This is a genomic window from Kribbella sp. NPDC048837, assembly GCF_055586945.1.
On the sequence record NZ_JBVJHF010000010.1, the window covers coordinates 37,284 to 60,515 of the forward strand.

At 67.7% G+C, this 23,232-nt stretch carries 25 protein-coding genes; 13 read left to right on the forward strand and 12 right to left on the reverse strand.

The genetic code is table 11. The features are described 5' to 3' along the window. Positions 1-4: 4 nt before the first annotated feature. Entirely contained in the window at positions 5-379 is a 375-nt protein-coding gene (locus tag ACZ6O0_RS37310) for an alpha-isopropylmalate synthase regulatory domain-containing protein (protein ID WP_465769783.1), read from the reverse strand. A gap of 238 nt (positions 380-617) precedes the next feature. Here ACZ6O0_RS37310 and ACZ6O0_RS37315 point away from each other — a divergent pair, with 238 nt between their 5' ends. Next, positions 618-1,283, forward strand: a complete 666-nt coding sequence (locus ACZ6O0_RS37315; RefSeq protein ID WP_465769784.1) for a Type 1 glutamine amidotransferase-like domain-containing protein — start codon at positions 618-620, stop codon at positions 1,281-1,283. Positions 1,284-1,307: 24 nt separating this feature from the next. Here the strand turns inward: ACZ6O0_RS37315 and ACZ6O0_RS37320 are convergent, their stop codons facing one another. Both ACZ6O0_RS37320 and ACZ6O0_RS37325 read right to left on the reverse strand, forming a co-directional pair. After that, on the reverse strand, positions 1,308-1,937 hold the full coding sequence (locus ACZ6O0_RS37320; RefSeq protein WP_465769785.1) for a VOC family protein: 630 nt from the start codon (positions 1,935-1,937) through the stop codon (positions 1,308-1,310). A 93-nt stretch (positions 1,938-2,030) separates the two neighbouring features. Next, complete coding sequence (locus tag ACZ6O0_RS37325; RefSeq protein ID WP_465769786.1) at positions 2,031-2,462, reverse strand: VOC family protein; 432 nt, start codon at positions 2,460-2,462, stop codon at positions 2,031-2,033. A gap of 174 nt (positions 2,463-2,636) precedes the next feature. On the opposite strand from ACZ6O0_RS37325, the gene ACZ6O0_RS37330 reads away from it, so the two are divergent. Together ACZ6O0_RS37330 and ACZ6O0_RS37335 are read left to right on the forward strand one after the other, a co-directional pair. Further along, entirely contained in the window at positions 2,637-3,311 is a 675-nt protein-coding gene (locus ACZ6O0_RS37330; protein WP_465769787.1) for a hypothetical protein, read from the forward strand. Between the two features lie 606 nt (positions 3,312-3,917). After that, complete coding sequence (locus tag ACZ6O0_RS37335; RefSeq protein ID WP_465769788.1) at positions 3,918-4,340, forward strand: hypothetical protein; 423 nt, start codon at positions 3,918-3,920, stop codon at positions 4,338-4,340. A 36-nt stretch (positions 4,341-4,376) separates the two neighbouring features. On the opposite strand, the gene ACZ6O0_RS37340 is transcribed toward ACZ6O0_RS37335, so the two are convergent. Both ACZ6O0_RS37340 and ACZ6O0_RS37345 read right to left on the reverse strand, forming a co-directional pair. Continuing rightward, positions 4,377-5,663 carry an alpha/beta hydrolase gene (locus ACZ6O0_RS37340; RefSeq protein ID WP_465769789.1) on the reverse strand — a complete coding sequence of 429 codons (1,287 nt, stop codon included), beginning with the start codon at positions 5,661-5,663 and terminating at the stop codon, positions 4,377-4,379. Positions 5,664-5,832: 169 nt separating this feature from the next. Next, entirely contained in the window at positions 5,833-6,378 is a 546-nt protein-coding gene (locus ACZ6O0_RS37345; RefSeq protein ID WP_465769790.1) for a DUF2231 domain-containing protein, read from the reverse strand. A gap of 264 nt (positions 6,379-6,642) precedes the next feature. Here ACZ6O0_RS37345 and ACZ6O0_RS37350 point away from each other — a divergent pair, with 264 nt between their 5' ends. The 7 genes from ACZ6O0_RS37350 to ACZ6O0_RS37380 all read left to right on the forward strand — a co-directional run bounded on the left by ACZ6O0_RS37350 (position 6,643) and on the right by ACZ6O0_RS37380 (position 13,984). Continuing rightward, complete coding sequence (locus tag ACZ6O0_RS37350) at positions 6,643-8,148, forward strand: MFS transporter (protein ID WP_465769791.1); 1,506 nt, start codon at positions 6,643-6,645, stop codon at positions 8,146-8,148. Positions 8,149-8,176: 28 nt separating this feature from the next. Then, complete coding sequence (locus tag ACZ6O0_RS37355; RefSeq protein ID WP_465769792.1) at positions 8,177-9,313, forward strand: aminopeptidase P family protein; 1,137 nt, start codon at positions 8,177-8,179, stop codon at positions 9,311-9,313. 169 nt (positions 9,314-9,482) lie between these two features. After that, on the forward strand, positions 9,483-10,943 hold the full coding sequence (locus ACZ6O0_RS37360; RefSeq protein WP_465769793.1) for an APC family permease: 1,461 nt from the start codon (positions 9,483-9,485) through the stop codon (positions 10,941-10,943). Beyond that, positions 10,940-11,386, forward strand: a complete 447-nt coding sequence (locus tag ACZ6O0_RS37365) for a hypothetical protein (RefSeq protein ID WP_465769794.1) — start codon at positions 10,940-10,942, stop codon at positions 11,384-11,386. The genes ACZ6O0_RS37360 and ACZ6O0_RS37365 overlap by 4 nt, the downstream gene beginning before the upstream one ends. Before the next feature lies 1 nt (position 11,387). Further along, on the forward strand, positions 11,388-12,737 hold the full coding sequence (locus tag ACZ6O0_RS37370) for a M20/M25/M40 family metallo-hydrolase (protein ID WP_465769795.1): 1,350 nt from the start codon (positions 11,388-11,390) through the stop codon (positions 12,735-12,737). 15 nt (positions 12,738-12,752) lie between these two features. Continuing rightward, positions 12,753-13,454: a threonine/serine exporter family protein gene (locus ACZ6O0_RS37375; RefSeq protein WP_465769796.1), complete on the forward strand. Its 702-nt coding sequence runs from the start codon at positions 12,753-12,755 to the stop codon at positions 13,452-13,454. Continuing rightward, positions 13,427-13,984 carry a hypothetical protein gene (locus ACZ6O0_RS37380; protein ID WP_465769797.1) on the forward strand — a complete coding sequence of 186 codons (558 nt, stop codon included), beginning with the start codon at positions 13,427-13,429 and terminating at the stop codon, positions 13,982-13,984. Before ACZ6O0_RS37375 ends, ACZ6O0_RS37380 begins: the two co-directional genes overlap by 28 nt. Before the next feature lie 28 nt (positions 13,985-14,012). Here the strand turns inward: ACZ6O0_RS37380 and ACZ6O0_RS37385 are convergent, their stop codons facing one another. Both ACZ6O0_RS37385 and ACZ6O0_RS37390 read right to left on the reverse strand, forming a co-directional pair. Next, complete coding sequence (locus ACZ6O0_RS37385; protein ID WP_465769798.1) at positions 14,013-15,320, reverse strand: threonine/serine exporter family protein; 1,308 nt, start codon at positions 15,318-15,320, stop codon at positions 14,013-14,015. A gap of 484 nt (positions 15,321-15,804) precedes the next feature. Next, complete coding sequence (locus ACZ6O0_RS37390) at positions 15,805-16,626, reverse strand: alpha/beta fold hydrolase (RefSeq protein WP_465769799.1); 822 nt, start codon at positions 16,624-16,626, stop codon at positions 15,805-15,807. 311 nt (positions 16,627-16,937) lie between these two features. On the opposite strand from ACZ6O0_RS37390, the gene ACZ6O0_RS37395 reads away from it, so the two are divergent. Continuing rightward, positions 16,938-17,873, forward strand: a complete 936-nt coding sequence (locus tag ACZ6O0_RS37395; protein ID WP_465769800.1) for a VOC family protein — start codon at positions 16,938-16,940, stop codon at positions 17,871-17,873. A gap of 468 nt (positions 17,874-18,341) precedes the next feature. Here the strand turns inward: ACZ6O0_RS37395 and ACZ6O0_RS37400 are convergent, their stop codons facing one another. The 3 genes from ACZ6O0_RS37400 to ACZ6O0_RS37410 all read right to left on the reverse strand — a co-directional run bounded on the left by ACZ6O0_RS37400 (position 18,342) and on the right by ACZ6O0_RS37410 (position 19,921). Then, entirely contained in the window at positions 18,342-18,938 is a 597-nt protein-coding gene (locus ACZ6O0_RS37400; protein ID WP_465769801.1) for a hypothetical protein, read from the reverse strand. Between the two features lie 151 nt (positions 18,939-19,089). Continuing rightward, entirely contained in the window at positions 19,090-19,407 is a 318-nt protein-coding gene (locus tag ACZ6O0_RS37405) for a hypothetical protein (RefSeq protein WP_465769802.1), read from the reverse strand. A 124-nt stretch (positions 19,408-19,531) separates the two neighbouring features. After that, entirely contained in the window at positions 19,532-19,921 is a 390-nt protein-coding gene (locus ACZ6O0_RS37410) for a DUF6193 family natural product biosynthesis protein (protein WP_465769803.1), read from the reverse strand. Between the two features lie 631 nt (positions 19,922-20,552). On the opposite strand from ACZ6O0_RS37410, the gene ACZ6O0_RS37415 reads away from it, so the two are divergent. Next, on the forward strand, positions 20,553-20,936 hold the full coding sequence (locus tag ACZ6O0_RS37415; RefSeq protein ID WP_465769804.1) for a hypothetical protein: 384 nt from the start codon (positions 20,553-20,555) through the stop codon (positions 20,934-20,936). Between the two features lie 79 nt (positions 20,937-21,015). Here the strand turns inward: ACZ6O0_RS37415 and ACZ6O0_RS37420 are convergent, their stop codons facing one another. Then, a complete protein-coding gene (locus tag ACZ6O0_RS37420) occupies positions 21,016-21,201 on the reverse strand; it encodes a hypothetical protein (RefSeq protein ID WP_465769805.1) in 186 nt (61 codons plus the stop codon). A 159-nt stretch (positions 21,202-21,360) separates the two neighbouring features. Here ACZ6O0_RS37420 and ACZ6O0_RS37425 point away from each other — a divergent pair, with 159 nt between their 5' ends. Next, entirely contained in the window at positions 21,361-22,101 is a 741-nt protein-coding gene (locus ACZ6O0_RS37425) for a hypothetical protein (RefSeq protein ID WP_465769806.1), read from the forward strand. Positions 22,102-22,204: 103 nt separating this feature from the next. Here ACZ6O0_RS37425 and ACZ6O0_RS37430 read toward each other — a convergent pair whose 3' ends face one another. Next, on the reverse strand, positions 22,205-22,636 hold the full coding sequence (locus tag ACZ6O0_RS37430) for an SUKH-3 domain-containing protein (protein ID WP_465769807.1): 432 nt from the start codon (positions 22,634-22,636) through the stop codon (positions 22,205-22,207). Positions 22,637-23,232: the final 596 nt, after the last annotated feature.

Genomic DNA, 23,232 nt, shown 5'->3' on the forward strand with positions numbered 1-23,232 from the left:
TGACTCAGCTTCCGGCCGACCGCTTCGCGTTGTACTGGTTGAGGGCCGCGACGAGGGCAAGCCCGGCGGCCTCGACGACATCCGTGGACGACGCCCGTACCGCAACCCTGCGGCCCGGCAGCTCCACCTCGAGCTCGACCTCTCCGACAGCCTCGCTGCCCGGGCCGACCGAGTACGCGCGGAACGCGACGACCCGCGCCTCCACACCGGTAGCCTGCGAGATCGACTGGCACACCGCGTCGACGAGCCCGGTACCAGAACCCTCGGCGTGCACCTGTTCCCCGGCCCGGGAGAGCTTCACGTTGGCGAGCGGCCCGTCCTGCGTGCCCCCGGAGTACGTGATCGCGTCGAGCTGCCAGCCGGTGGACGACTCCGTCATACGATCCCCCCTTGATGCCCAGCCTAACTGCTCCGACCTGCGAACGGACCTCCCCCACAGCTCTCCGTCGCCTGTGGAGGCCCACCGAATCTTCTGGCAGGGTGTCGGATCCGGAGCATAGCGTTCGTAGTACAGGTGAACGGCGGCCACTCGAGCACGCCAGGACAAGGAGTCAGGCGATGACGCACCCACGGTTTGTACGCCCCACGAATCCGTCGCACTTGGCTCGGGAGGCGTCGTGAAGCTCCTGCTCACCTCCGGAGGCGTGACGAACAACAGCATCCGCGATGCGCTGGTCGATCTGCTGGGCAAGCCGATCTCCGACTCCCGGGCACTCTGCATCCCGACAGCGCAGTGGGGCCACCCGATGTGCGGGCCCGCCTCGGTGCGGGGCTTCGTCGCCGGCGAGGCTCCGCGGGACATGTCGAGCCTGGGTTGGAAGTCCGTGGGCGTCCTCGAGCTCACCGCGCTGCCCAGCATCGGCGAGGAGCGATGGGTGCCGTGGGTGCGAGAGGCCGACGTACTGCTGGTGGACGGCGGCGACGCGACGTACCTGTGCCATTGGATGCGGCAGTCAGGGCTGTCGGAGCTCATGTCCTCGCTGCCCGAAACGGTCTGGGTGGGGGTGAGTGCCGGCAGCATGGTGATGACACCGCGGATCGGCGAGGACTTCGTCGCGTGGCCGTCCGCGGCGGACGACCGCACGCTCGGGGTCGTCGACTTCTCGATCTTCCCGCACCTCGACCACGAGCTCATGCCGGACAACACCATGGCGAACGCCGAGCTATGGGCCGCCGACATCGCAGGCCCGTCCTACGCCATCGACGACCAGACCGCCATCAAGGTGACCGACGGCACGATCGAGCTCATCTCCGAAGGCCACTGGAAGGCCTTACCCGCCTAGCCGCGAGCGCACACGATGTGCGCGCTATTCGCGGCCGAGCCAGGTGGCGACGCAGGCTTCGTTGCCCTCGGCATCGGCGAGGACCCACCACATCGGCGCATGCGCGTCGGAGACCAGACGGCCGCCGGCGGCCAGGGCGTCGGAGATGCGAGCCTCGGCCTGATCGTGGGGTACGGCGACATCGAGGTGCATGCGGTTGCGCTGTGGGCGCGCCGCAGTCATCTGCTGCAACCCGAAGCCCGGGCCGCGGCGCAACGGGTCGAACAGGTAGTCGTCGCCGATCTGGCGATAACCGAGCAGCGCTCGCCAGAACGGCAGCACATCCGAACCGACGAGTGCGTCCAAGGTGACGTTGACGACCTGTACGGCGGTCGGGTCGGCGGGAATGTCCAGTTCCTTGGCGGCAGCCGAGATCCGCCGGGCCAGCGCGATGTCGCGCACCCCCAGGGACACCGTGACGCCGGCGGACCGCAGGTCGATGTTGAGGTACTGCTGCTCGGCCACGCCGGCGAGTCGCCCGATCTCCTCGACGAGCGCGATGCCCTTGGCCAGCGAGCCGGTCCGGAAGTGGGCCGAGACCAAGTGGTAAAGCGAGCGCCAGTCCTCGACATCGCCGGCCGCGTGAAACTCCCCGGCCGTGATCTGCTCGGTCATGCCGGCGAACCTAACATCGCCGGCACGACGGTCGTCTCCTACAGCTGACCCGTCGTCGCTGTCGGCCGGGCTACGTTCATCGCGGACGGCGGCTCAGTCGATGCAGAACTCGTTGCCCTCGATGTCCAGCATCGGGATGCACGCATCGTTGCCGTCGTACAGCGTTTGCACGTGTACCGCACCGAGAGGGACCAGCCGCGCGCATTCGGCCTCAAGTGCGGCGAGGCGCTCCTTACCCACGAGGCCGGTGCCGACCCGCACATCGAGATGCACTCGGTTCTTGACGGCCTTCCCCTCGGGAACGCGCTGGAAGTACAGTCGCGGGCCCACCCCTGAGGGATCTATGCAGGCGAACCATGAATCCCGCTGCTCAGGTGGCTGCGAACGTTTGAAATCGTCCCAAGTGACAAAACCTTCCGGTGCGGGCGGTACGACGTACCCCAACACCTCGCACCAGAAACGAGCGAGGCGCTCAGGTTGTGCGCAGTCGAAGGTGACTTGGAACTTCTTGATCGTCGCTGACATCGGCGCACGATAGCAGGGGCCCTCTGCTGCTCGTCCAAGATCAGTTGCGGGGCAACCCTTGGACACACCCATCCCCGTTCTGCGCGGGCGCAGGCCTGCGATGATTCGTGGGTGAACACAGACCGTCACGTGGAACCGCGCTTGGCTGACGGTGCGGCCAGCGACTGTTGGCGGGTGGGCCTGGCCTTCCGGCTCGGTACGGGAGCGGCGATCATCGCCACTAGCGCGATCGCTCTGATCTCCACCGCGATGCAAGACGACCACCCGATCAGCGACCCACTGACGATGATCGCGATCTACGTGGCGCTCTGGTGGTTCGGCGTCATACGGCCCGCGGTCTGGCTCTCAGCCGACGAGCTGGTCGTGCGCAATCCGCTGCGGACTCACCGAATCGCCAGAGACAACGTCGTTTCAGCCAGGCCCGGCTCTTTCGGGGTTGTCATCATTCGGCGAGATCGTCGCCCTTGCACCGCCCTGGCCTTGCGGAAGCCCACCATCGCCCAGGAACGCGCGGCCGGCCTGATCACCTACTGGGCGCAGACCCCGCCATCGAGCAATCAAGGCGAGGCCACCGAGAGTTCTTACGCGAAGACCCCGGAGAGCCCGACCAGTCGGCGCGTTGTCGACCTGTTGGCCGCCGCCAGCCTCGCCATCACCCTCACCATTCCCGCCCTACTCCTGGCCTGGCCCCGCAACCCTCAGTGGCTGCGGATCGTCGCCGTCCTCATCATGGTCATCGCTATCGTGCCGTTCGGCATCACGCAACAGGCAAGAGATGCGCCGGCGCCATCACTGAGACCCCACAGACCCCCGGACGACCCTGAACAACCATCAACCCCTGACCACTGAGCCTGTGACCGCTGATGCAACGATTCGCCAGACCTGGAGCGTCTCACAAGCATGATGTCCGTTCGGCGCGGTGCGAGGTGGCGTGCGCACTTCTGGCCTGCTGTCGTTCTCAGCGCCCTTGCTCTCGCGGCGTGTGGGAACGAGGTAGCGCCATCGTCTACGGCAAGTACTGCGACACCCGTCACCCGGCCGACGGCACCCCGTGGTGCGGCTCCGAGCCAGATCCCGTCAGCTTCTGCGCCTCCGGTGTTTCTCGACCGGGCGCGCGCCGTGGCGCAAGTCGTCCGGGCTGCGGGGATCCCGAAGCCTCCGGAGGGGATCTTCCTGTACTCGTCGCGGACACCGGACCTGGGCTTCGACACGATCGAGCAGAAGGTCGCGTGGGGGGCCGGACGGGTCACCATCGCACCGGGCGTACAACTCGGATCAGGTGGCACCACCCGCATCGAGTTCGGCGACGGATCGAGTCTCTCGGCGAGTGTCCTCGATCCGCGGCCCGCACTGACTGAAGCGATCGGACCCCCGTACGACAACTGCGGACACCTGCGCGTACCGGCATCGACGTGCAGACTCACGATCACCGGTGCTTCCTTGAGAACGGCCGGCGTGGACACCAGCAACGGCCCGGCGACCGTGCCTGCGTGGTCCTTCACTGCGAAGGGGCTATCGAGACCGATCGTCGTCGTCGCAGTCTCTGCGGACGTGCTCAAGCCTGTGGTCGAGCCCGTCCCACCGCCGGGGCTCGCGAAGCTGGACCTCGACCTCCTCCACGTCCAGAGCCTTACTCGGGTCGAGGGCAGCACGCTCACCTTCATCCTCAGCCACGGAGACTGTGACACCGACCTTCGAGCTCACGTCCTCGAGTTCGAGGACCTGGTGGTCATCGGAGGCAGCCACGGTCGCACGGCCCCCTGTGCCGGCACCGACGTTGGGTATGCGAAGACAGCGGTCGTCACCCTGGCCACGCCGCTCGGAGACCGGGCAGTCATCAGCGCCGCTACAGGCGTCAGGCTCACACCCCGAGAATGAAGGCGCACCCCAAACCTCCACCTCCGCAGGCTGCCGTCAGGGGTGAGTAAGCGGTGCCCCGGTACGTACGGAGACGACGACGTCGTGGATTGCCCGGGTGACCGCTGCCGCGTGATCCGGGTTCTCCACGAGGGAAGCGTGGGTTGCCCCTGGCACGACGCGATGAAGGCTGTTGGTGGACAGAGTGACCGACTTGTCCTGGTCGTCCATCCACCCCTCGGAGTTTCCGCGTTCTGCGGTCAGGACGACGAGTGGCTTCGCATCGAGGCTACGGAGTGCTCCCGCCTCGGCCGTGGACCGATTCGCGACGCCGTACTCATCGAGCGTCCCACCCAATCCCTTCCCGGTGGCGGCGGTGGCGCGGGCGTCGTCCCGGTACTCCGGTGGTAGATCCGAGTACGAGCTGTTGGCCAGAAGCCGGCCAACGCCGAGCCGAGAGGTTGTCGCGACCAACGAAGACACGTGCTTCAAGACGCTGTAAGAACCAGCCACCGGCGGGGGCGGCGCGGGCTCGTTCTTGGCAGCGGTGGAGTCGATCAGGACGAGACCAGCGACCTCCCCGGGATACCGTGCGGCAAACGTCCGCACGTACAGCCCACCGAAGGAATGTCCGGCCAGGACATACGGACCCGGAACCTGTGCACGCTCAAGGAGCGTGTGAAGATCCGTGGCGATCTGCGCACCATCGGGTGGACTCGCGGCCGGATCACTCCAGCCGCGGCCCGCCCGGTCGTAGACGCATACTCGGCTGTCACTGGCCACAGCGGGGGCGATCAACCCCATCGACGCCGCCGATCCGCCCGCGCCGGGCTCGAGGATCACAGTCGGACCGCGTGAGCCGTGGCATTCCAGGTGGAGTCGGTACGGTCCCACGTCGACGAGTTGCCCGGGCATGGCAACCGCCGGTGCGGTGGACCGAATGATCCGTTCATACCCCCCACCCACGGCGAGAAGCGCCAGGACGACCAACACCGGGCACAACAGCCATGCCCTGATGCGGCTATGCAGCTCACGCTTAGCACGGATCCACATCCAGACGACCAAGACCAACACAGCGGGCGGCCAAACCCACCCCAGCGCGTCCACCGCAGAGTCCGGGAGCATGAGCACCAACGCACCAGACACGGCCATGAAGACCGCAGGCACCACGGCCCAGCGCTGAGGTTGGTCGGTGAACCGCATGGACAGGACCGCCAAGAGCGCCCAGCCGAGCGCGAACCCGAACAGCACCATCGCTGTGGAGAAGTTCACGTCCACGGTGTCGACCGGCAGGAACGAGAAAATGATCGCCGCTGCGAGCCCAGCGGCCAGCGATCCGGCCACTACCAGGCCGATACGCGCTGACTCTGGTGCAGGGGCAGCACCCTGCTCGGCGCGCGTGGTCTCAGTTGAACTTCGCCGGGTCACGACAACCACCTCCCCCTGTTGAGGGCCACCCCGCCCTCGTCTTCCAGCATGCGCTCAACGCCCCGAGGGCGTTGGGTTGAGAGGTTTAGATGCTGTCAGCCATGGACGTTCGGCGAGCAGTTCCGCGGTGCAGAGCCAGATGTCCGCCGAGGAAGCCCGCACCCGCCACGACCAGGTTCCCGGCCACGGCAAGCTTCGTGCCGAGCCGGTGCTCGCCGCGCAGCCGCGCGACGAGCGAGCCGGCAAAGAGGAACGTCGCAGCGTCCATGCCGAGCCCGTGGACCGCACCGATCCTGCGTTCATCGCCTGACAGTTCCGCCCAGTCTGCGGCACCTGCGAGAGCCGTCGGCACCGACGCCAGCAGTCCGAACCCGGCGAGGATCGTCGCCCCGCGACGCGACCCGGACCCACCGGCGAGGTCGAGAATGGACGTGCCGAGCCAGCACCCGGCGGTCACGTCGGTCAGCGACGGATGCAACGAATGACCGAGTACGTCGGTGTGCAGCGGGCTGCGCCGTACCCGTCCGATCAACGGCCCGTACGCCAACTCCTGAGCGCGGGCAAGCCGCTCGGAGACCGCGCTTTCGCCGACCGCGCGGACCGCACGCTGCGGCAAGGATCTCGACGCCACGCCCTCAAGATACGCTCACGCCCGTCACTCCAGGAAGCGCCAGCGCCTGGTCGGCCACGTGTGTACCAACGTCCCCGAGAAGGCCTACCGAGACCCGCTTTGCCTCCCGAAAGGCGGCTCCGCCTCCCGCCCGCTACACCCTCGCGGGTGACCCGCAGCGACCAGGCCGGGCTCGTCCGTAGCGGGTGAGGGCTGCTGCGGGGTGTCCGGCCTACCGTTGGTTCGGGCTCGGTCGGCCTCGAGCCGGTCACGGGAAGGAAGCGCATGAGCGACGCCGTTGAGGTCAAGAATCGGGCGGGTGGGGTACTCGCGGCCACGTGCATCTCGACGCTCGTGGTGAACGCGAACACCTCGGCGGTCAGCATTCTCCTTCCCGCCATCTCGGAGGACACCGGCACCTCGGTCGAGACGCTGCAGTGGGCGGTCACCGGCTATTCGCTGGTCGGTGCCGCGGTCATCGTCACCTCGGGCTCTTTGGGTGACGTCTTCGGCCGCAGGCGGATCTTCCAGTTGGGCCTCCTGCTGTTCGTGGCGTCGTGCGTGATGATCGCGCTCGCCGGATCCGGTGGGATGGTGATCGCCGGACGTGTCATCCAGGGCGCGGCCGGGGCGACCATTCTCGCGTGCGGCCTGAGCCTGCTCACGGTCGCCAACGAGGACGCCGCGCAACTGCGGGCGGTGTCCCTGTGGGGCGCGGCCGCAGCCGTCGGCGCGGCCGCCGGTCCGTTGGTGGGCGGCGTGCTCGTCGAGGTCAGCGGGTGGCAGGGGCTGTTCTGGATCGACGCCGGAGTGGCCGTGCTCTGCATGGTGCTGACCGCGGCGACCGTGAGCGAGTCGAGGGACCCGGATCGACCGAGGACGATCGACTACGCGGGCACCGTGCTCATCGCGCTGACCCTGACTCCGCTGATCCTCGGAGTCACCAAGAGCAGCGACTGGGGATGGCTCTCCTTGGGCACCCTGGGTTGCTTCGCGATCTCGATCGCGGCCGGGTACGCGTTCATCGCCGTCGAGGGACGGGTCGCCGTACCGTTGCTCGATCTCGCGCTGCTCCGTAACCGCGTCCTGGTGGGCTCGACCATCGCGATTCTGATCGGGGCGGGCACGATCAACGGGCTGATGTACCTGCTCAGCCTCTACTTCCAGGATCCCGCCACCCTCGACTTCAGCCCGCTCCAGGCCGGCGTGGCGACGTTGCCGGCGACCGTCGGTCTCGTCGCCGTGGCGCCCTTCGTACCGCGTTTGGCGAAGAAGTTCGGCGGCCGGCAGACGATCGGCGCCGGGTTCGCGCTCACCACGATCGGCTTCGTCATCGTGGGCTTCGTGGGCGCTTCATGGACGTACGCCGCATTCCTGCTGCCGCTGGTTGCCATCGCGGTGGGCATGGGAATGTCCAACGGTCCCGCGTCGTCGGCGGCGACGGCGTCGGTGCCGGAGAACCAGGTCGGTGGGGCCTCCGGTGTCTCCAACATGGCCCGGTACGTCGGCGCCGCGGTGGCAACCGCTCTGGCCGCCACGATCTACGGCACGGTGATCGGCAACCAGACCGCCGACGGCGCGCCGCAGGGTGATGCTCTCGCCTCGGGCCTGGCCGCGGCCTCCTGGATGATGGCGATCTTCAGCTTCCTCGGCGTCCTGATGGCGTTCGTGATCGGCCGGCACCGCGCGGCCAGCGGGACATTGCACGACGCCGCCTCAGCGGCGGCCGCCCACACCCACACCCTGCCAACCTCGGCAACAGCCGGACGAGCCGCGCCCGAGCAAGGCTGAGGGCGAAGGCCGTCCCCGGGAGGAACAGATGACCACGACCCAGCCGACACCACCGGCACCCTTCACGACCGAGGACTACTCGGCCCGGATGCGACGCGTCGTGGCCGACGCCGAGCGCGCCGGGCTGGACGGGCTCCTCATCACCCCCGGGCCGGACCTGGTCTGGCTCACCGGATACCAACCCACCGCCATCACCGAGCGGCTGACGATGCTCTTCCTTACCCCGGACCAGGAGCCGACGCTGCTGGTGCCGACCCTGGAACGGCCGGACGCCGAAGCGGCTGTGGGCGCGCCGGGCCTGACGATCGTGGACTGGGCCGACGGAGACGACCCGTTCGCGAAGGCCGGCAGCTACCTTCGCGAGACCGCGACCATGGGCATCGCGGACTCGGCCTGGGCGATGCACCTGCTCGGCCTGCAGGAGGCGCTGCCCGGATCGTCGTACCGATCGCTCACGCAGAGCCTGCCGATGCTCCGGGCGGTCAAGGACTCCGACGAGCTCGCCCGGCTGGACGCGGCGGGCGCTGCCGCGGATGCGACGTACGAGCAGATCGTCGGAGTCCGGTTCGCCGGCCGGAAGGAGACCGACGTCGCGGCCGATCTGGCCCGGCTGCTGCGGGAGTTCGGGCACGAGCAGGTCGACTTCACCGTGGTCGGCTCCGGCCCCAACGGCGCCAATCCCCACCACGAGGCCGGTGACCGCACCATCGAGGTCGGCGACGTGGTGGTCCTCGACTTCGGCGGACTGATGTACGGCTACGGATCGGACACCAGCCGCACGGTGTGTGTGGGCGAGCCGTCCGCCGAGGCCCGTGAGGTGCACGAGATCGTGCGACTGGCCCAGCAGGCCGGCGTCGAGGCGGTCCGGCCGGGCGTCGCCTGTCAGGAGGTCGATCGGGCGGCCCGGAAGGTGATCACGGACGCGGGCTACGGCGAGCGGTTCATCCATCGCACCGGCCACGGCATCGGTACGACGACCCACGAACCGCCGTACATGATCGAGGGTGAGGAGCAGCCACTGGTGCCCGGGATGTGCTTCTCCGTCGAGCCGGGCATCTATCTGGCCGGGGAGTTCGGGGTCCGGATCGAGGACATCGTGACCGTCACCGAGGCCGGCGGTCGTCGGCTCAACAACACCGAGCGCGACCTCCGCATCGTCCAGTAGGGCCGGGCATCAGGCGGAGGCCGGGGCGAGGTCGACCCGGTAGGTCATCCGCCGAGGATGAGGTCCGGGCATCTGGGCCGGTTCCAGACTGTCACCGGTGGCCTACTTACTGGGGCCCGTGGCGGAGGCTCTCACTCATGGATGTACGAGCTCTACCTCGAGGAATGTCATGAGCGCAGCGGAGGTACCGGCCGACGGCGCCGAAGCCGTTGCCGCCGGACGCACACGCGCCAACACCCAGTGGATCTCGTGGGTGGCGCTGGCGATGATGACGACGAGTTCGGTGGCCAGCCTCAGGGCGGCGCCGACGATGGCGGTCTACGGACTGGCCTGCGTCTTCTTGTACCTGCTCCCGGCCGTCGTGTTCCTGCTGCCCACCTCGCTGGTTTCCGCGGAGTTGGCGTCGGGTTGGAACGGCGGGATCTACAACTGGGTCTCGCAGGGCATCTCGAAACCGGCGGGCTTCCTGGCCGTCTGGTGCCAGTTCGCGATGACGATCTTCTACTACCCGAGTCTCCTCGGGTTCGTGGCGAGCACGCTCGCCTACGTGTTCAACCCTGAGCTGGCCAGCAGCGGGGTGTGGACCGCGGCGGTCATCATCGTCGTCTACTGGTCCGGCGTCTGGGTCTCCTCGCGCGGCACCAAGGGCGTGGCCGGCCTGGCCAGCGGCGGTCTGATCATCGGGACGTTGATCCCGGGCGTCGTCCTGGTCACCCTCGGCATCGTCTTCCTTGGCCAGGGCAACCAGTCCGCGGCACCGATGACCGCCGACAACATCTTCCCTGCCTGGGCAGGGCTCTCGAGCCTCGTGCTCATCGTCAACAACTTCCTCTCCTACTCCGGCATGGAGATGAATGCGGTGCACGTGTCGTCGCTGCGGAAGCCGGCCAAGGAATTCCCGAAGGCGATCTTCCTGGCCATGGGCCTGGTGCTCGCGATCTTCATCCTCCCCGCGCTGGCGATCAGCTGGATCGTCCCCGCCAAGGAGCTCTCCCTCACCGCCGGCGTCATGCAGGCCTTCGACGCGGTCTTCGCGAACTTCGGCTGGCAATGGCTGACGCCGATCGTCGGGATCATGCTCGTCACCGCATCCGTGGCCGGAATGCTGACCTGGCTGGCCGGACCCTCCAAGGGCCTGCTGCTGATCTCCCGCCAGGAGGGCTACCTCCCGCCGTACCTCCAGCGACTCAACAAGAACGGCGTCCAGCAGAACATCCTGGTCGTCCAAGGCCTGCTCACCACCGTGATCGGCCTCGCGTATGCGTTCATCCCCGATGTGTCGAGCGCGTACTGGATCTTCTCGGTGATCACCACGCAGGTCTATCTGATCATGTACCTGCTGATGTTCGTGGCCGCGGTCCAGCTGCGTCGCAAGGACCCGGACCACCCCCGTGGCTACCGGGCGCCGATGCTGGTCGGGCTGTGCGGCGTCGGGTTCGCGGCCTCGCTCGCCGCGCTGCTGGTCGGGTTCATCCCGCCCTCGCAGTTCGAGTCCGGCAACCCTTGGGTGTACCTCTTGATCGTCGGCGGCGGCGCCCTCGGTCTCGGCCTGCTGGTGCCTTTCCTGTTCTACCGGCTCCGCAAGCCTTCCTGGAAGCAGCCTGAGCCGCAGGGGGTGAGTCCGGAATGAGCACACCTGTCGAGACCCAGTCCGGACGCGAACGGTCGTGGATCTACATCACGGCCTGTGTCGTCCTCGGTGTCCTGCTGATCGTGGGGCTGCTCACCTTCCGCGCCCAGAGGCAGAGCAACGAGGCCAGCCAGAAGGCCGACCAGCTGATCGCCGCGCTGGCGGCCACCGGATCCCGGACCCCTGACAAGGACCAGATCGTGCGGGTGCTCGGGACCGACGGCGGCGCGACCTGCGACGACCCGAACAACGCGCTGAGCCGGGCCGTGCTGTTCACCCAACTCGCCAACGGTGCCGCAGGCCCGGGGGCCAGACCGGTCATCGTCGACAGCCGGGCGCTCAAGGGCCAGCTACTGATCATCCAGATCTACTGTCCCAACGAGCTGAACGACTTCCAGAGGTTCGTCGACGACCTCAAGACCGACGACGTGGTGGGCGACTGAGATGGCGGACCTGCGACAGCGCATCGCGGACCTGATGCCGATGGCACGCGACGAACTCGCCGAGCTCGTCGCGCTGCGATCGGTGGCCGATCCCCGCCAGTACCCCGCCGAGGAGTGCGAGCGCACCGCCCAGTGGGTGCTGGAGAAGTTCGCGGGCATCGGTTTCACCGACGCCCATCTCGAAGAGACCGCGGACGGCAGCATGGCGGTCGTCGGATCCAGGAAGTGCTCCGAAACGGGGGCGCCCACCGTGCTGCTCTACGCCCATTACGACGTACAACCTCCGCTCGACGACGCTGCCTGGCGCACGCCCCCGTTCGAGCTGACCGAGGTCGACGGACGCTGGTACGGCCGCGGGGCCGCCGACTGCAAGGGCAACATCGTCATGCACCTGGCGGCTCTGCGGGCACTCGGGGATGAAGTCCCGGTCGACTTGAGGCTGGTGGTCGAGGGTTCCGAGGAGCAGGGCACCGGCGGCCTCGAGGCGTTCGTCCCGGCGAACGCTGATCTCCTTCGTGCCGATGCGATCCTCGTCTGCGACACCGGCAACGCCGCGGTCGGCCGCCCGGCGGCCACCGTGAGTCTTCGCGGCATGGTCAACGTCGTCGTCACCGTCGAGGCCCTCGCCTCGGAGATCCACTCCGGGATGTTCGGCGGCGCCGCCCCTGACGCCCTCGCCGCCCTGGTGGCGATGCTGTCCTCGCTGCGTGACGCGAAGGGGAACACCACGATCACCGGACTGGACAACACCCGTACCTGGTCGGGCGCGCCGTACCCGCCCGAGCAGTTCGCCGCGGACGCCGGGGTCCTGGACGGAGTCTCGCTGCTCGGGGACGGCAGTGTGTCCGACATGCTGTGGGCCCGGCCGTCTGTCACCATCCTGGGCATCGACTGCCCACCGGTGGTCGGCTCGGCTGCCGCCGTAGTTCCCAAGACCTCGGCACGGCTGAACCTGCGCATCCCGCCCGGTCTGTCGCCCGAGGTCGCCCAGCGTGCTCTCATCGAGCACCTGAACGCCGCCGCTCCGTGGGGGGTGCATGTGACGGTCGAGGTCGAGGCGACCGGTGCTCCGTTCGAGGCGGCCACCGACGGTCCGGCGTACCGGGCGATGGCCACAGCGATGCAGGAGGCCTACGGCCAACCGATGACGAGTCTCGGGCAGGGCGGATCGATTCCCCTGTGCAACGTGTTCGAGGAGACCTACCCCGACGCCGAGCTCATCCTGATGGGGGTCGAGGAGCCGTTGGCCCTCATCCACGCCCCCAACGAGAGCGTGGACCCGACCGAGATCGAAGCCATGGCCCTGACCGAGGCACTGTTCCTCCGGCACTATGCCTCCTTGAACAGCTGAGACGCCGGCGGCTCCGTGACCGGCTTCGACGTCGTGGTCCGCGTGGCCCGGCTCGCCCTGGCGTCCAGTGCCGAGGGCGTCGAGACGCTGGAGGATTCGGTCACCAAGGCGGCTTCGGCGTACGGCCTCGACGTCGACCTGGTGGTCCTTCCCGAGCAGATTCTGCTCACCGAGCGGTCGTCCAGGGAGGTCGGACGGGCGGCGGTGGTGAGGGCGGCTCCTGGCATCTTCCGGCTCGACCAGGTCGCCGCCCTCAAGCGCTTTCTCGTCCAGGTGAACGACCAGCCGCTGGACCCCGACGAGGCATGCCGTCGTCTCGACGCGATCGCGCGGTCGAAGCCCCGTTGGCCCGCGTGGGCGCGGATCCTCGGCGTCGCGCTGTTCGCGGCGGGGTTCGCCCCGAGCGTGGTGGCGACCTGGAGCGAGGCAGGCGCGGCCGCCATCCTGGGGCTGGTCATGGGCGCGCTCGTCATCCTCTCCGCCGGGCGTCCCCTCGAAGGGCTGCTCCCGTTCTTCGGCGCCTTCATCGTCACCACGCTCGGACTCACCGTGATGTCCGGCCTGGCCGAGACCACGGGCGTGACGCTCATGGTGCTGCCGGCTTGTTCATCGTGGTCCCGGGCGACACTCTGTCCGCCGCCGCCGAGGAACTCCTGGGTGGCCGACTCACCGCCGGGGCGGTGCGCCTCGTGTTCGGGTTCCTCACACTCGGCCTGATCGTGATCGGCATCGTCGCGGCGACCGGTGTCACCGGCAACGGATCCGCTCTCGTCGAGACACTGCCCCCGCCCGAGCTTTCCTTCGTCGTCGTCCTGGCCGGGTGGCTGGTGTTCTCCGTGGGCCTGATGCTCGCGTTCAACGCCGAACCCGGAGTGCTCGTCTGGTTGGTGCCCGGCGTGATCGGTACGTTCCTCCTCCAGCAGGGAGTGACCCGTCTCGCCGGCGCGGTCATCGGCACGCTGGTGGCCGGTACCGTGCTCGGTGCCTGCGGCAACCTGGTGGGCGCCCACCCGCAACGGCCGCCGCGCCTCATTCTGTTGTTGGGCGGGTTCTTCGTCCTCACCGTGGGCGGGGTCGGCGTCCGCGGCGCGACCGCCCTCCTCGGCGGGGACATCGTGACCGGACTGCAGAACCTGTCGGACTTCGCCCTCCAGGTCCCGACCGTCGCCCTGGCGATCGCTGCCGGCGTCATCCTCAGCGACCATTGGGTACGCCACAACCGCTCCCAGGTGGCCGCCAACTCCTGACCTGTTCGACCTTTGCCAGGGGTGCGGGCTAGGTGTCCTTGTCGGTGCGGCGTCGCAACGGGCCGACCATGTGTGGGCCGGCGAGCCGGGTCTCCAATCGATGCGCCTCACGCTTGACCGGCTGCGCGAGGTACTGACCGAGGATCACGCCGGCAGCGAGCGCGAGCGCCGTGGCGAGCGCGGAAGCCAACTCGAGGGCACCGTCCTTGCCCTCCGCGAAGAGGGCGAGTCCCCGGTAGATGTCGAGTCCCGGCAGCAGCGGCACGATCGCGGGGACCACGACGACGAGCGCCGGGACCCGGAAGCGACCGGCAACGAGGTAGCAGACCGCGCCGATGGTGACGGCAGCGACCGCCGACCCCCACGTCCGGCCGACCTCGGACCTGTCGACGGCCAGCAGCACCCCCTGTCCGAGCGCCGCAACCAGGGCCACCGCGATCAGGGAGCGCCGCGGCGCGTACGACGCGAACGCGAAAGCCGCGGCGGCCAGGGCGGCGCCGAACACCGTGACCCCGACCTCCGCCGGGCTGGCCGCGCCCGGTGTGAAGGTGGTCAGGCCCACCCCGAGCATGTCGCCGACGGTGAGCCCGGCACCGACGCCGGCAATGATGCCCGCCGTGTTCAGCACGGCATCGATCAATCGGGCACTGGCCGTCACCGGGAAGCCGGTCAAGGCGTCCTGGGTGGACCCCATGATGCCGACTCCCGCCAGGAGCATGACGATCCCCGTGGTGACGACGCGAGACGGGTCCACCGCGAGCCCCGTGGCCGAGGCGATCACCGCTACGAGCGTGGCGACGAAGCCCCCCGCCGCCTGTTGGTAGAACGCCGGGATGCGGTGCAGGGGCAGGAGCAACTGGGTCCCGTCGATCGCGCAGGCCGCCAGGAACGCGAGCAGGCAAACGACCGGGCTACCGCCCAGGGTGAGCGCGACACCGGTTCCCATCACGCCCCAGCCGATGGTCACCGCCCAACGGCGTCGGTGGTGACCGGTCGACACGATCCGGGCGACCTGATCACGAGCCTCGCCCCGGGTGACATCGCCGCGGACGAGGCTGCTCACCGTTTCGTCGACCTCGATCAGCTGCGCATAGTCGACCGGGCGCCGGGTCACCCGGCGAACCCGAATGGCGGCGGGCTCGTCGCTGGTCGGTTGATGGCGGAGGGTCAGGTCCACGAACGTCACGTCCGCGGTCACATGACTCACCCCACAGGCCTGGGTCACCGCCAGCATGGCGACCGTGACATCAGCCGCCCCGGCCCCCGACGACAGCAGGACTTCGCCGATCCGCAACGCCAGATCGAGCGTTTCGTAGACCTCGCGCCGCTCCGTCATGTCCCTGTCCGATCACGACACCCCAAGTCGCGCCACGCGCGCTGGGCGCAAGACGGACGACACTCGTCAGGCGGCCATCGTCGGAGCCTCAGGCACCCGCGTCATCGTCCGGCGCGGGTGATTGCGCCGGACATCCCACATCCAGCAACGCACTACACCGCGGACGGCCTGCTGAACAAGGACGGCACCGCCCTGCTGATCTGCATGCTGCTGGACCAGCAGGTGCCGATGGAGAGGCCGTCAGCATCCCGGCCAAGCAGCAGAGGCCTTTCCCATCGGGAAAGGGAGCTTTCTCACGATGTTCCTTGGCCGCCAGTCAGTCATGGTTGGCTCGGGAGACCATGTCGCTGGGGCCTGGTGGCGGGCGCTCACCGCCTGTACGTACGGCTATCACGCCGCCGTCCAGGTATGTGCGCTCCAGGGCCGGCCGCACTCGGAGAACTTGGTCATGGTCCGCCAACTGCTTGAGCACGTCGTCGGTGACTCAGCGCAGGAACGTGAGCACGCGCCCCGCGAACTCCTCCGGAATCAGGTCGATCGCGATGTGCTGCTGGCCGTCCATGACGGTGACCCGCGCATCCGGAAGGGCAGCGGCGACGGTCTCGTAGTCGGCCTGCATCGCGGGCGGACTGTCGCCGCCGACCATGAGCAACACCGGCACCGTGATCTTCTTCGCCTCCTCGGGATCGAAGGTTCGCTCGGCATCCCCCCGGTCCTCACGGGTGATCGTGTGCGCCGCGGCGATGCGCGCCTGCCAGGCGGGCAGGGCGCGATACTGCTCGAACTCGTGGTCGGGCATTCGCACGATCTCGCGGAAGAACACCTCCAGCGCGCGCTCGCGCTCGCCCTCGGCCAGCAACGCGTCCATCCGCTCCTGAAGCTCCGGTGCGATGGCCAGCACCTCCGGGGCCGGCGCGGGCCAACCCTCGTACAGCACCAGCTTGCGAATGTTCGAGGTCAGCGTCGCCGCGCCGAACGCGCAGAACCCGCCGAAGGAGTGGCCGAGCAGGCCGACCGCCGAACCGGAGGTATCGGCCACGGCGTCCACCACGGCGGCGACGTCCTCGAACTCGCGCACCACGTCGTACTCGGCCGCGTCGCCGCTGCCTCCTCGGCCGCGGCGGTCCATGGTGTGCACCGTGACGTGCGGCTCCAGGTACCTCAACACGGGCGCCCAGCGAGTGTGGTCGGCCGTCGTGCCGTGCACCAGCACGAGCGGAGGCCCGTCGCCGCCCGTCCAGTAGGCGATCTCGGTGCCGTCGCGGGACACCACTCGCGCGCTTGTAAGTTCCTCCGGGCGTGTCATGGCAACCACCCCTTCGTCCGGTGCTGCCACGCTCCCGCGGCGGCGCCTGGGCCCGCATCGGTAGACCTACCCATCCTGTTCGCAAGCAGGTTGGTGCACCGCCGCGAAAGGCGCAGCCGCCGCAGTGCCGGACATGCCGATCTTGGTGCAGATCTGCTGGATCAGATCACGAGACCGCCGCCGCAGCACCACACACGCGAACCGATCCCTCATCCGACCCATCAGGTCACGACGCCTATTCCCTTATCTACAAGGAGTTTTCGCGGTCCTGGTTGTTGCGGGTCGGACCCACTTGAGGGCCGTTGTCACCGATGGTTCGCTCCCAAAATCCCGTCCGGAACGCCGCCAAGTCGCGCGACTGGTACCGCGGGCTGTTAGGGCTGGACCCGGACGACGGCTCGCTCGACGGCCACCATCTGAGCGTCGTACCGCTCGATGGCGGTCGCGACCTGGTCCTCGACGAGATGCCGATGTGGGGCGGCGACCGCCCGGACGGGCCCCCGACTTACCAGACCCCGGCCTTCATGTTCGACACCGACGATGTCCACGCGGCGCACACGTTCGTCCGCGAGTACGGCGCCGAGGTGGTCACCGACGTGCAGGAGTTCGACGAGCAAGGCTGGTTCGCCTTCCGCGACCCCGACGGCAACCTGCTCATGATCTGCGGCGCCCACCCGTCCGGAGAAGGCCTGGCATCCGAGCCTCCGCTCGACGGGGATGAGGTGCGCCTGGTCGGCTCCGGTTCGATCCATGCCGTCGGGCTCGTAGCAACCTGTGCGGAGTCCGAATTGAGCGTCATGGTGCCGAGGTTGTGGGACGTGCTCGGCCGTCGGGTGGGTGACGTTGCCGAACGGCTCGACTCTGATCGGCAGGTCAGCGTCTTCCTGGGTCGGCGCGGGGAGATCTTCACCGAGTTCGTCGGCGTTGTCGTGCCGGAACATGCGGCGACTCCCGACGGGATGGTCCGCGTCGACGTTCCGGCCGGCAGGTATGCGACGACGCACCACGTCGGTCAGGACGTCCAGGGCTCGTATCGGCGGATCTTCGACTGGGCCGCGCAGCAGGGTCTCGTCCTCCGGCCGCACGAGCGGGCGCACCACCACCTGGAGTGGTACCGAGAGCCGGTGCTCCCAGGGCGAACTCGAGTTCGACATCTGGGTGCGGGTGCGATCGGTGAATTCATAGCAATCGAACAAATAGACGCACGCACAAGGAAGGGTGGGACAGCCGCAACCTCGTGGCCTTGACAGTACTTCGAGGTATGACGACGCCTGAGACGGGTAACCCACGCCGTCGACTTCGGTTGCCATGGTTGAGTCAGCGGCTGTGGGGCCGACTGACTCGCAAATCGTCGGAAGGTGTCGGTACCGAGGATGAGTCGATAGCCGCCCGGCCGTCCGAGACTCCGCTGTATTGGAAGTGATCGGCCTTGACACGTAGGTGTCAGCGCGGTTCCTTCGGCCAGTCCCTCCCGCATCGCCCCGATAGCTGCCCGCCGACGAACTAGGCAGCACTCGACAGGGTGTCGATCGTTGATGGCGAGTTCTGCGGTCTCCGACCGGCACCCTGTTGGCACGTGCGCGCCAAGCCAAGGGACGCGCCCAGAACGTAGCGGAGCGGAATGGCGGGCAGGCGTCCCGCCCTGTGGTGGCGGCGCGCTTTCGGGCCCTGGAGGGGCCTGTCTTGAAGACGTAGTCGGGCCGGTCTGGTGACGGTCATGAATGGTTGCCCAGTCGTCGCCGCACCACACGCCGCCGCAGGGTGGGCGAAGCCACCACCTCGTAACCAGCCTCGAGGAAGACCTGCACCAGCCCGACCGACGCCTCGTCCCAGATCACGGTCTTGCCCGGCGGCGGCTCGATCGGGTACCCCTCCAGGACGCGGGCGCCGACCTGCTCGCCGTACTCAACGGTGGCGGCGGCGAGCTCGTAGGTCAGCCCCGACTGACGCCGGCCCTTGCGCACGACGAAGCACGTGACTGACCAGACGCCCTCAAGCTCGGGGTCCATCCGCATCCACGCCTGCTTCCGGCTCCACAGCCTCGGGTAGTTCTCCCGCGGCTCGACCGCGACCCAGCCGGCCGCCTCGCCGTCGAGGTACCCGATCAGCCCCGACGTCGGTCCGGTGGTGGTACCGCAGGCGGTCTGCTCCAGCAGCGCGGCATCCCTCTGCTCCTGGGTCGTGTCCCGCCAGATCCAGCCGGGCACCTTCAGCGCTTGGCAACGGCACTTGTGGGCTCCGCCCGTGGCGAAGACCGCCTCGACGTCCTCTGTCGATGCTTGATTGGCCGGGAGCCACATGAAATCGGGCATGCAGCCATCATGCTCTTCGCTGGGCATGCCATCGTCGAAGACCGCGGTCCACCACCGGCACGCGAACGAACGGGCGGAGGGTCTGGGAGAGACGGTCGTCGTGCCAGCAGGTCCACGCCTTCACTATCTGCGGCAGATGACGGCGTTCGATCTACGCTTCCCGCGCAGGGAAGGCTTCCATCAGAGCGACCGCAAGCCAGTGGCCGCGGAGCCGAGCCATGTGGAGAGCAGAGCCCACCCCGCCGCCTACAGGCGATGCAAATGGATCTGCGCCTCGGGCGAGGAGATACGCCGTGACGTCGACGTGAAGCGCGCCGCCGGTCTGGGCGTGACCATCAATTTCTACGTCGACCGCGTGCTGGAGCAACGTCAGCCCGCCATCGATCTCTTCGACGTCGACACCGCCATCGAGCAGCTCCCGCAGCCGCGGCAGGTCCTCGTTCTCGACGGCAAGATGCGCAGGTGTCATCGCCCTTCCTCTGGTTGGCGCCGAAGTGGTATCTGCCTAACACACTTGGACGACGTTCGCCGCGGTACTCGCGGCCTGGTCGGACGCCTCCGTCCCGACCGCGGCCTGTGCGTGCGTTCGGGCCTCAGTCCGGAGGATGATCTGCATCGCCCAGCCATGCGGCACGGTTTGGCGGCAGGTTGTCTACCACGGTCGTGATCGCCAGATCGAGGTCGGTCGTATGGACAAGCTCGGGCGCCGGTTCATCAGTCACAGCCCACAATGCTTGGACAATGTACTCGTCCGGCCAGGCCGCGATGCAGGGTGAATCGAGGGTGAACGGGTAGTAGGAGCACCTGCTGAAGCACAGGCGGTTATGGCTGGTGAACGGAAACAGCGCGCGTAGCTCCGGACTAACGAACGCGGACTCGATGACCGGGCGTAGTGCGTCACCGACCCAACTGTCGTCTCCGCCCCATAGAGAGCGCAGGGCAGTCCATTCAGCCAGCAGGGCCTCCTCCAACGCCTCGTTCACGGCGAACAGTGTCGCAGAAGTCATGCAATCACGGCACGAACATCGGCATGGTCGTGCTTCACTCTCGGCGGCAGATCCGGACGTTTGCGGGCCGCATGGTGTTGTACTTGGACCACACAGTTGGCGGCGATGGGCAGTCGAGCGAGGTGCGTGTTGGTCGACGCGAAGAAGCGCGGGTATCCGCGGGTCATGCATGGCTGGTCGAATGCGCCATCGGAGGTGTCCGCAGAAGACTGGGTGAGCCAGCTCGATGCAGCTCAAACACTAGGCGTGACGGTGCTGTCCGTCGGATGGCTCATCGCTCGTGAACACCTCGACCCGGCAGATGGACCAAAGGGCCGCGGGGTCACTCGATCATCGCTTCATCGGGAGGTCGCGCGGCGCGAGGACGCTAGATGGCGGGACAGCCCTGCGCGCTGGGCCAAGAACGTCGTTCGGTGGGTCTGATCCATGCGCGACTCCTGCGAGCGCCTCAACGAATGGAGATCTCTTGCCCGTGCCGACCAACGACGCTGATGCCGCCCCTCCGTCTCTCACGGAGTCTGAGTCCAATTACGTCGCGTTGCTTCGTGCTCAGATGAAGCGGCACGGGTGGATCCCATCGACGGCGCCTGATGATTGGTATGCCGGCATGGATGTCGAGTCCGCGGATGGACGGTGTTTGGCTTGGGTGGATCTCAGCGCGGACAACTGCGTGATGCTGACGGTAGGGGCCTACTACAACGGTGTGGTGACGACGGTCGGCAGCCTCGACAGCCAGTTGTTCGACCTGCAACGCGACGACCCGCGACTCCCTCCATCCACCTTCGGCGGCACGATCTCAGAGCAAGCGGTACGCGTTGCCAACTGGTTCGACAAGCTGCTTGGCCGACCAATTCTCCGGCGCGACTGGTCCGCGACCGCACGAGAGTACGCGTTCGCAGATGACGGAACATTGCTCGTGATCTCGGGCTCACGTCTGGATCGATCTGGCCCACCGATTCGGGAGACCGTGGTCCGCACCATCGACAGCTAGGAAGCCGGGCGGACACCGGCACGACCGCACCTTCCTATTTGCGGAAGATCCGTGTGTTGGGGGCTGGGTGACGCTGGGCTCACTCGTAGCCCATGACGGCGGCGATCGGCTCGAGCTCAGCCAAGAGCCGCTCGAAGATCCCAAGCGGTCCCCGCGCCTCCAGGGGTACGTGAGGTGCGTACTCCAGCAGGTTTCGCAGCGAGAGCACGTCGGCTCGCGAGAACTCCACCACTGCGAGGTCCTTCGATGCAGCCGAGACATTCACGCCGTTCAGCGTGGCACCAACGTCGCGCTCGTTGGCAATCCTGGACGTGACTATTCGCGGCAATTGCGGTCAGTTTGGGGTACATATGAGGCGGCGCAATGCCTGGCGGCTCCGGGTCGTGCCGAGCCCATCCTGTGCGACAAGAGGGACGATGGATTCATGGCGGCCAGGGATTTGGTGTTCGCGGCGGGGGATCGAGTCCGGACTTCGGGGCGGTTCGTAGCCGGTCCGGACGGTGATTGGCTGGACCTGGCCCGCGTCATCACTCCGATCTCCAGACCGCCGGGCTGGAAGTCGGATCGGTCGATCCGGCTGATCTGGGCCGACGCCGAGACGGTACCTATCGATTGGGGAGCGAACCGACGCCCGGGCTATCTGTCGGTGGTCGGGACCTGGCGCGACGAGAGCATCGAGGTCGCGGAACAGTCGTCGGAGCTCCCTGCCCGGGAGCGGTTTGCGGTTTGGAGGGACCCACCGTGCCCGCCGCCACCCGGTGGCTGGCGACGCGACGCGCTGCCGTGGGACCCGGATTTCGGCGACCTGAGATCGTCCGAGGTGATCGTTCACCCGGTGGTCTTCCGTCCCTCCGCCGACCAGGAAGTCCTCGTCATCGCCGCCACCGACGTCGACGCGGCGACCCGGCAGTTGTCCAAGTACCTGCCAGATCAGCTCTGCGTGGTGCCCAGCCGGTTCACCCGCGCTCAACTCGACGAAGTCCGCGACGCCCTGCGGGCCCATGGGCGGGAGTGGCGTCTGGAATCGTCCGGCACCAGCTCGGACGCGCAAGCTCAACCATTCATCACGGCCCAGCTGTTCCGGGTCACCGCCGAGATGGCCGAATGGGCCGGCAGCCTGCCCGAGGGACTGCTCCGCCTTAGCCCGTCGATCAGCCCGGCCTGACCACCCTTTCCGGCACCCGGCACGAGATGCGCCCTAAGTGCATGAGCAGCACCCATCATCGGCAGTTCCGTGCTTCACGGACCGCAGCAGATGAGTGCATTGATCAAGTCTCGAGGCGGCGATCGAACCGCACGGGCGGCGTGGCGATGAGCACTCCTTGGATCACGTCCTCGAGGGTGTCACCGAGCCGTCCGTATTCATGGTCGAACCCGCCCCAGAAACCTCCGGCTTCATCGACCAACATAGTCATGTGCGAGTGGCCACCGACCGGCACCAGGCGCAAGCCAAGTTCACCGGAGTAGGCCAGGCACCAAGCAACATCCGACTCGGCTGCGGCTCTTGTGCCGCTGATCCACAGGCTCCTGTCGCCTGAGGCCGAGACCACAACGAGATCCGCGTACTCGGTGAGAACCTCCGCGACAGCGCGTAGGGCCGGGTGTCCGGCCTGTTCCAGCGCTCTCAGATCGCCGGAGACGTCCACCCGCCGCCCCGGGTGCCAGCCTGCGGCCGCCAGTCGATCGCTCGCGCCGGTCATTTCATCTCCGGAGCCACGATCGCGATCCTGCCACGGATCGTCTCCCAACGGTGGCCATCCGGGTCCTGTCCGCTCATCGGCCGAGCGGACTGCGGCTACTCAGTGCGACGTCTGGGACGAGCGCGAGAATCGTCGCGGACGGCTTGCACATCCTCAGGATGTCCGCACTCCGAGTGCGGTGAGGAGGGTCCAGACTGTGTCTTCGACGAAGACGTCGCGGCGGCCCAGGAGCTCCCTGATGCGCTCGACGGGTTCAACGGCCAAGCCAGATTCCAATGCCCAGTCGCGGAGCGCGGCAGCGGCAATTGTCGCCGTTGAGCTGTGGTCCCGGAGCATCGCGCACACACGGTTGAACTCAAGTTCGGACTGCCGTCAACAACTTCTTCTCGAGTGGTGTATCGGCACAAGTTGTGGCCCGTGCTACCGAGAGGCCGAGGCGCATGAAGAAGGCCGGTCTCCCGAGTGGGAAACCGGCCTCTGACCTGCGGTGGAGCTTAGGGGATTCGAACCCCTGACCTCTTCCATGCCATGGGCGGGGGTCGCTCTGCTGGCTCACGCGGGATGGCGCTCATTCCCCTACCTACCAGGCGTTCTAG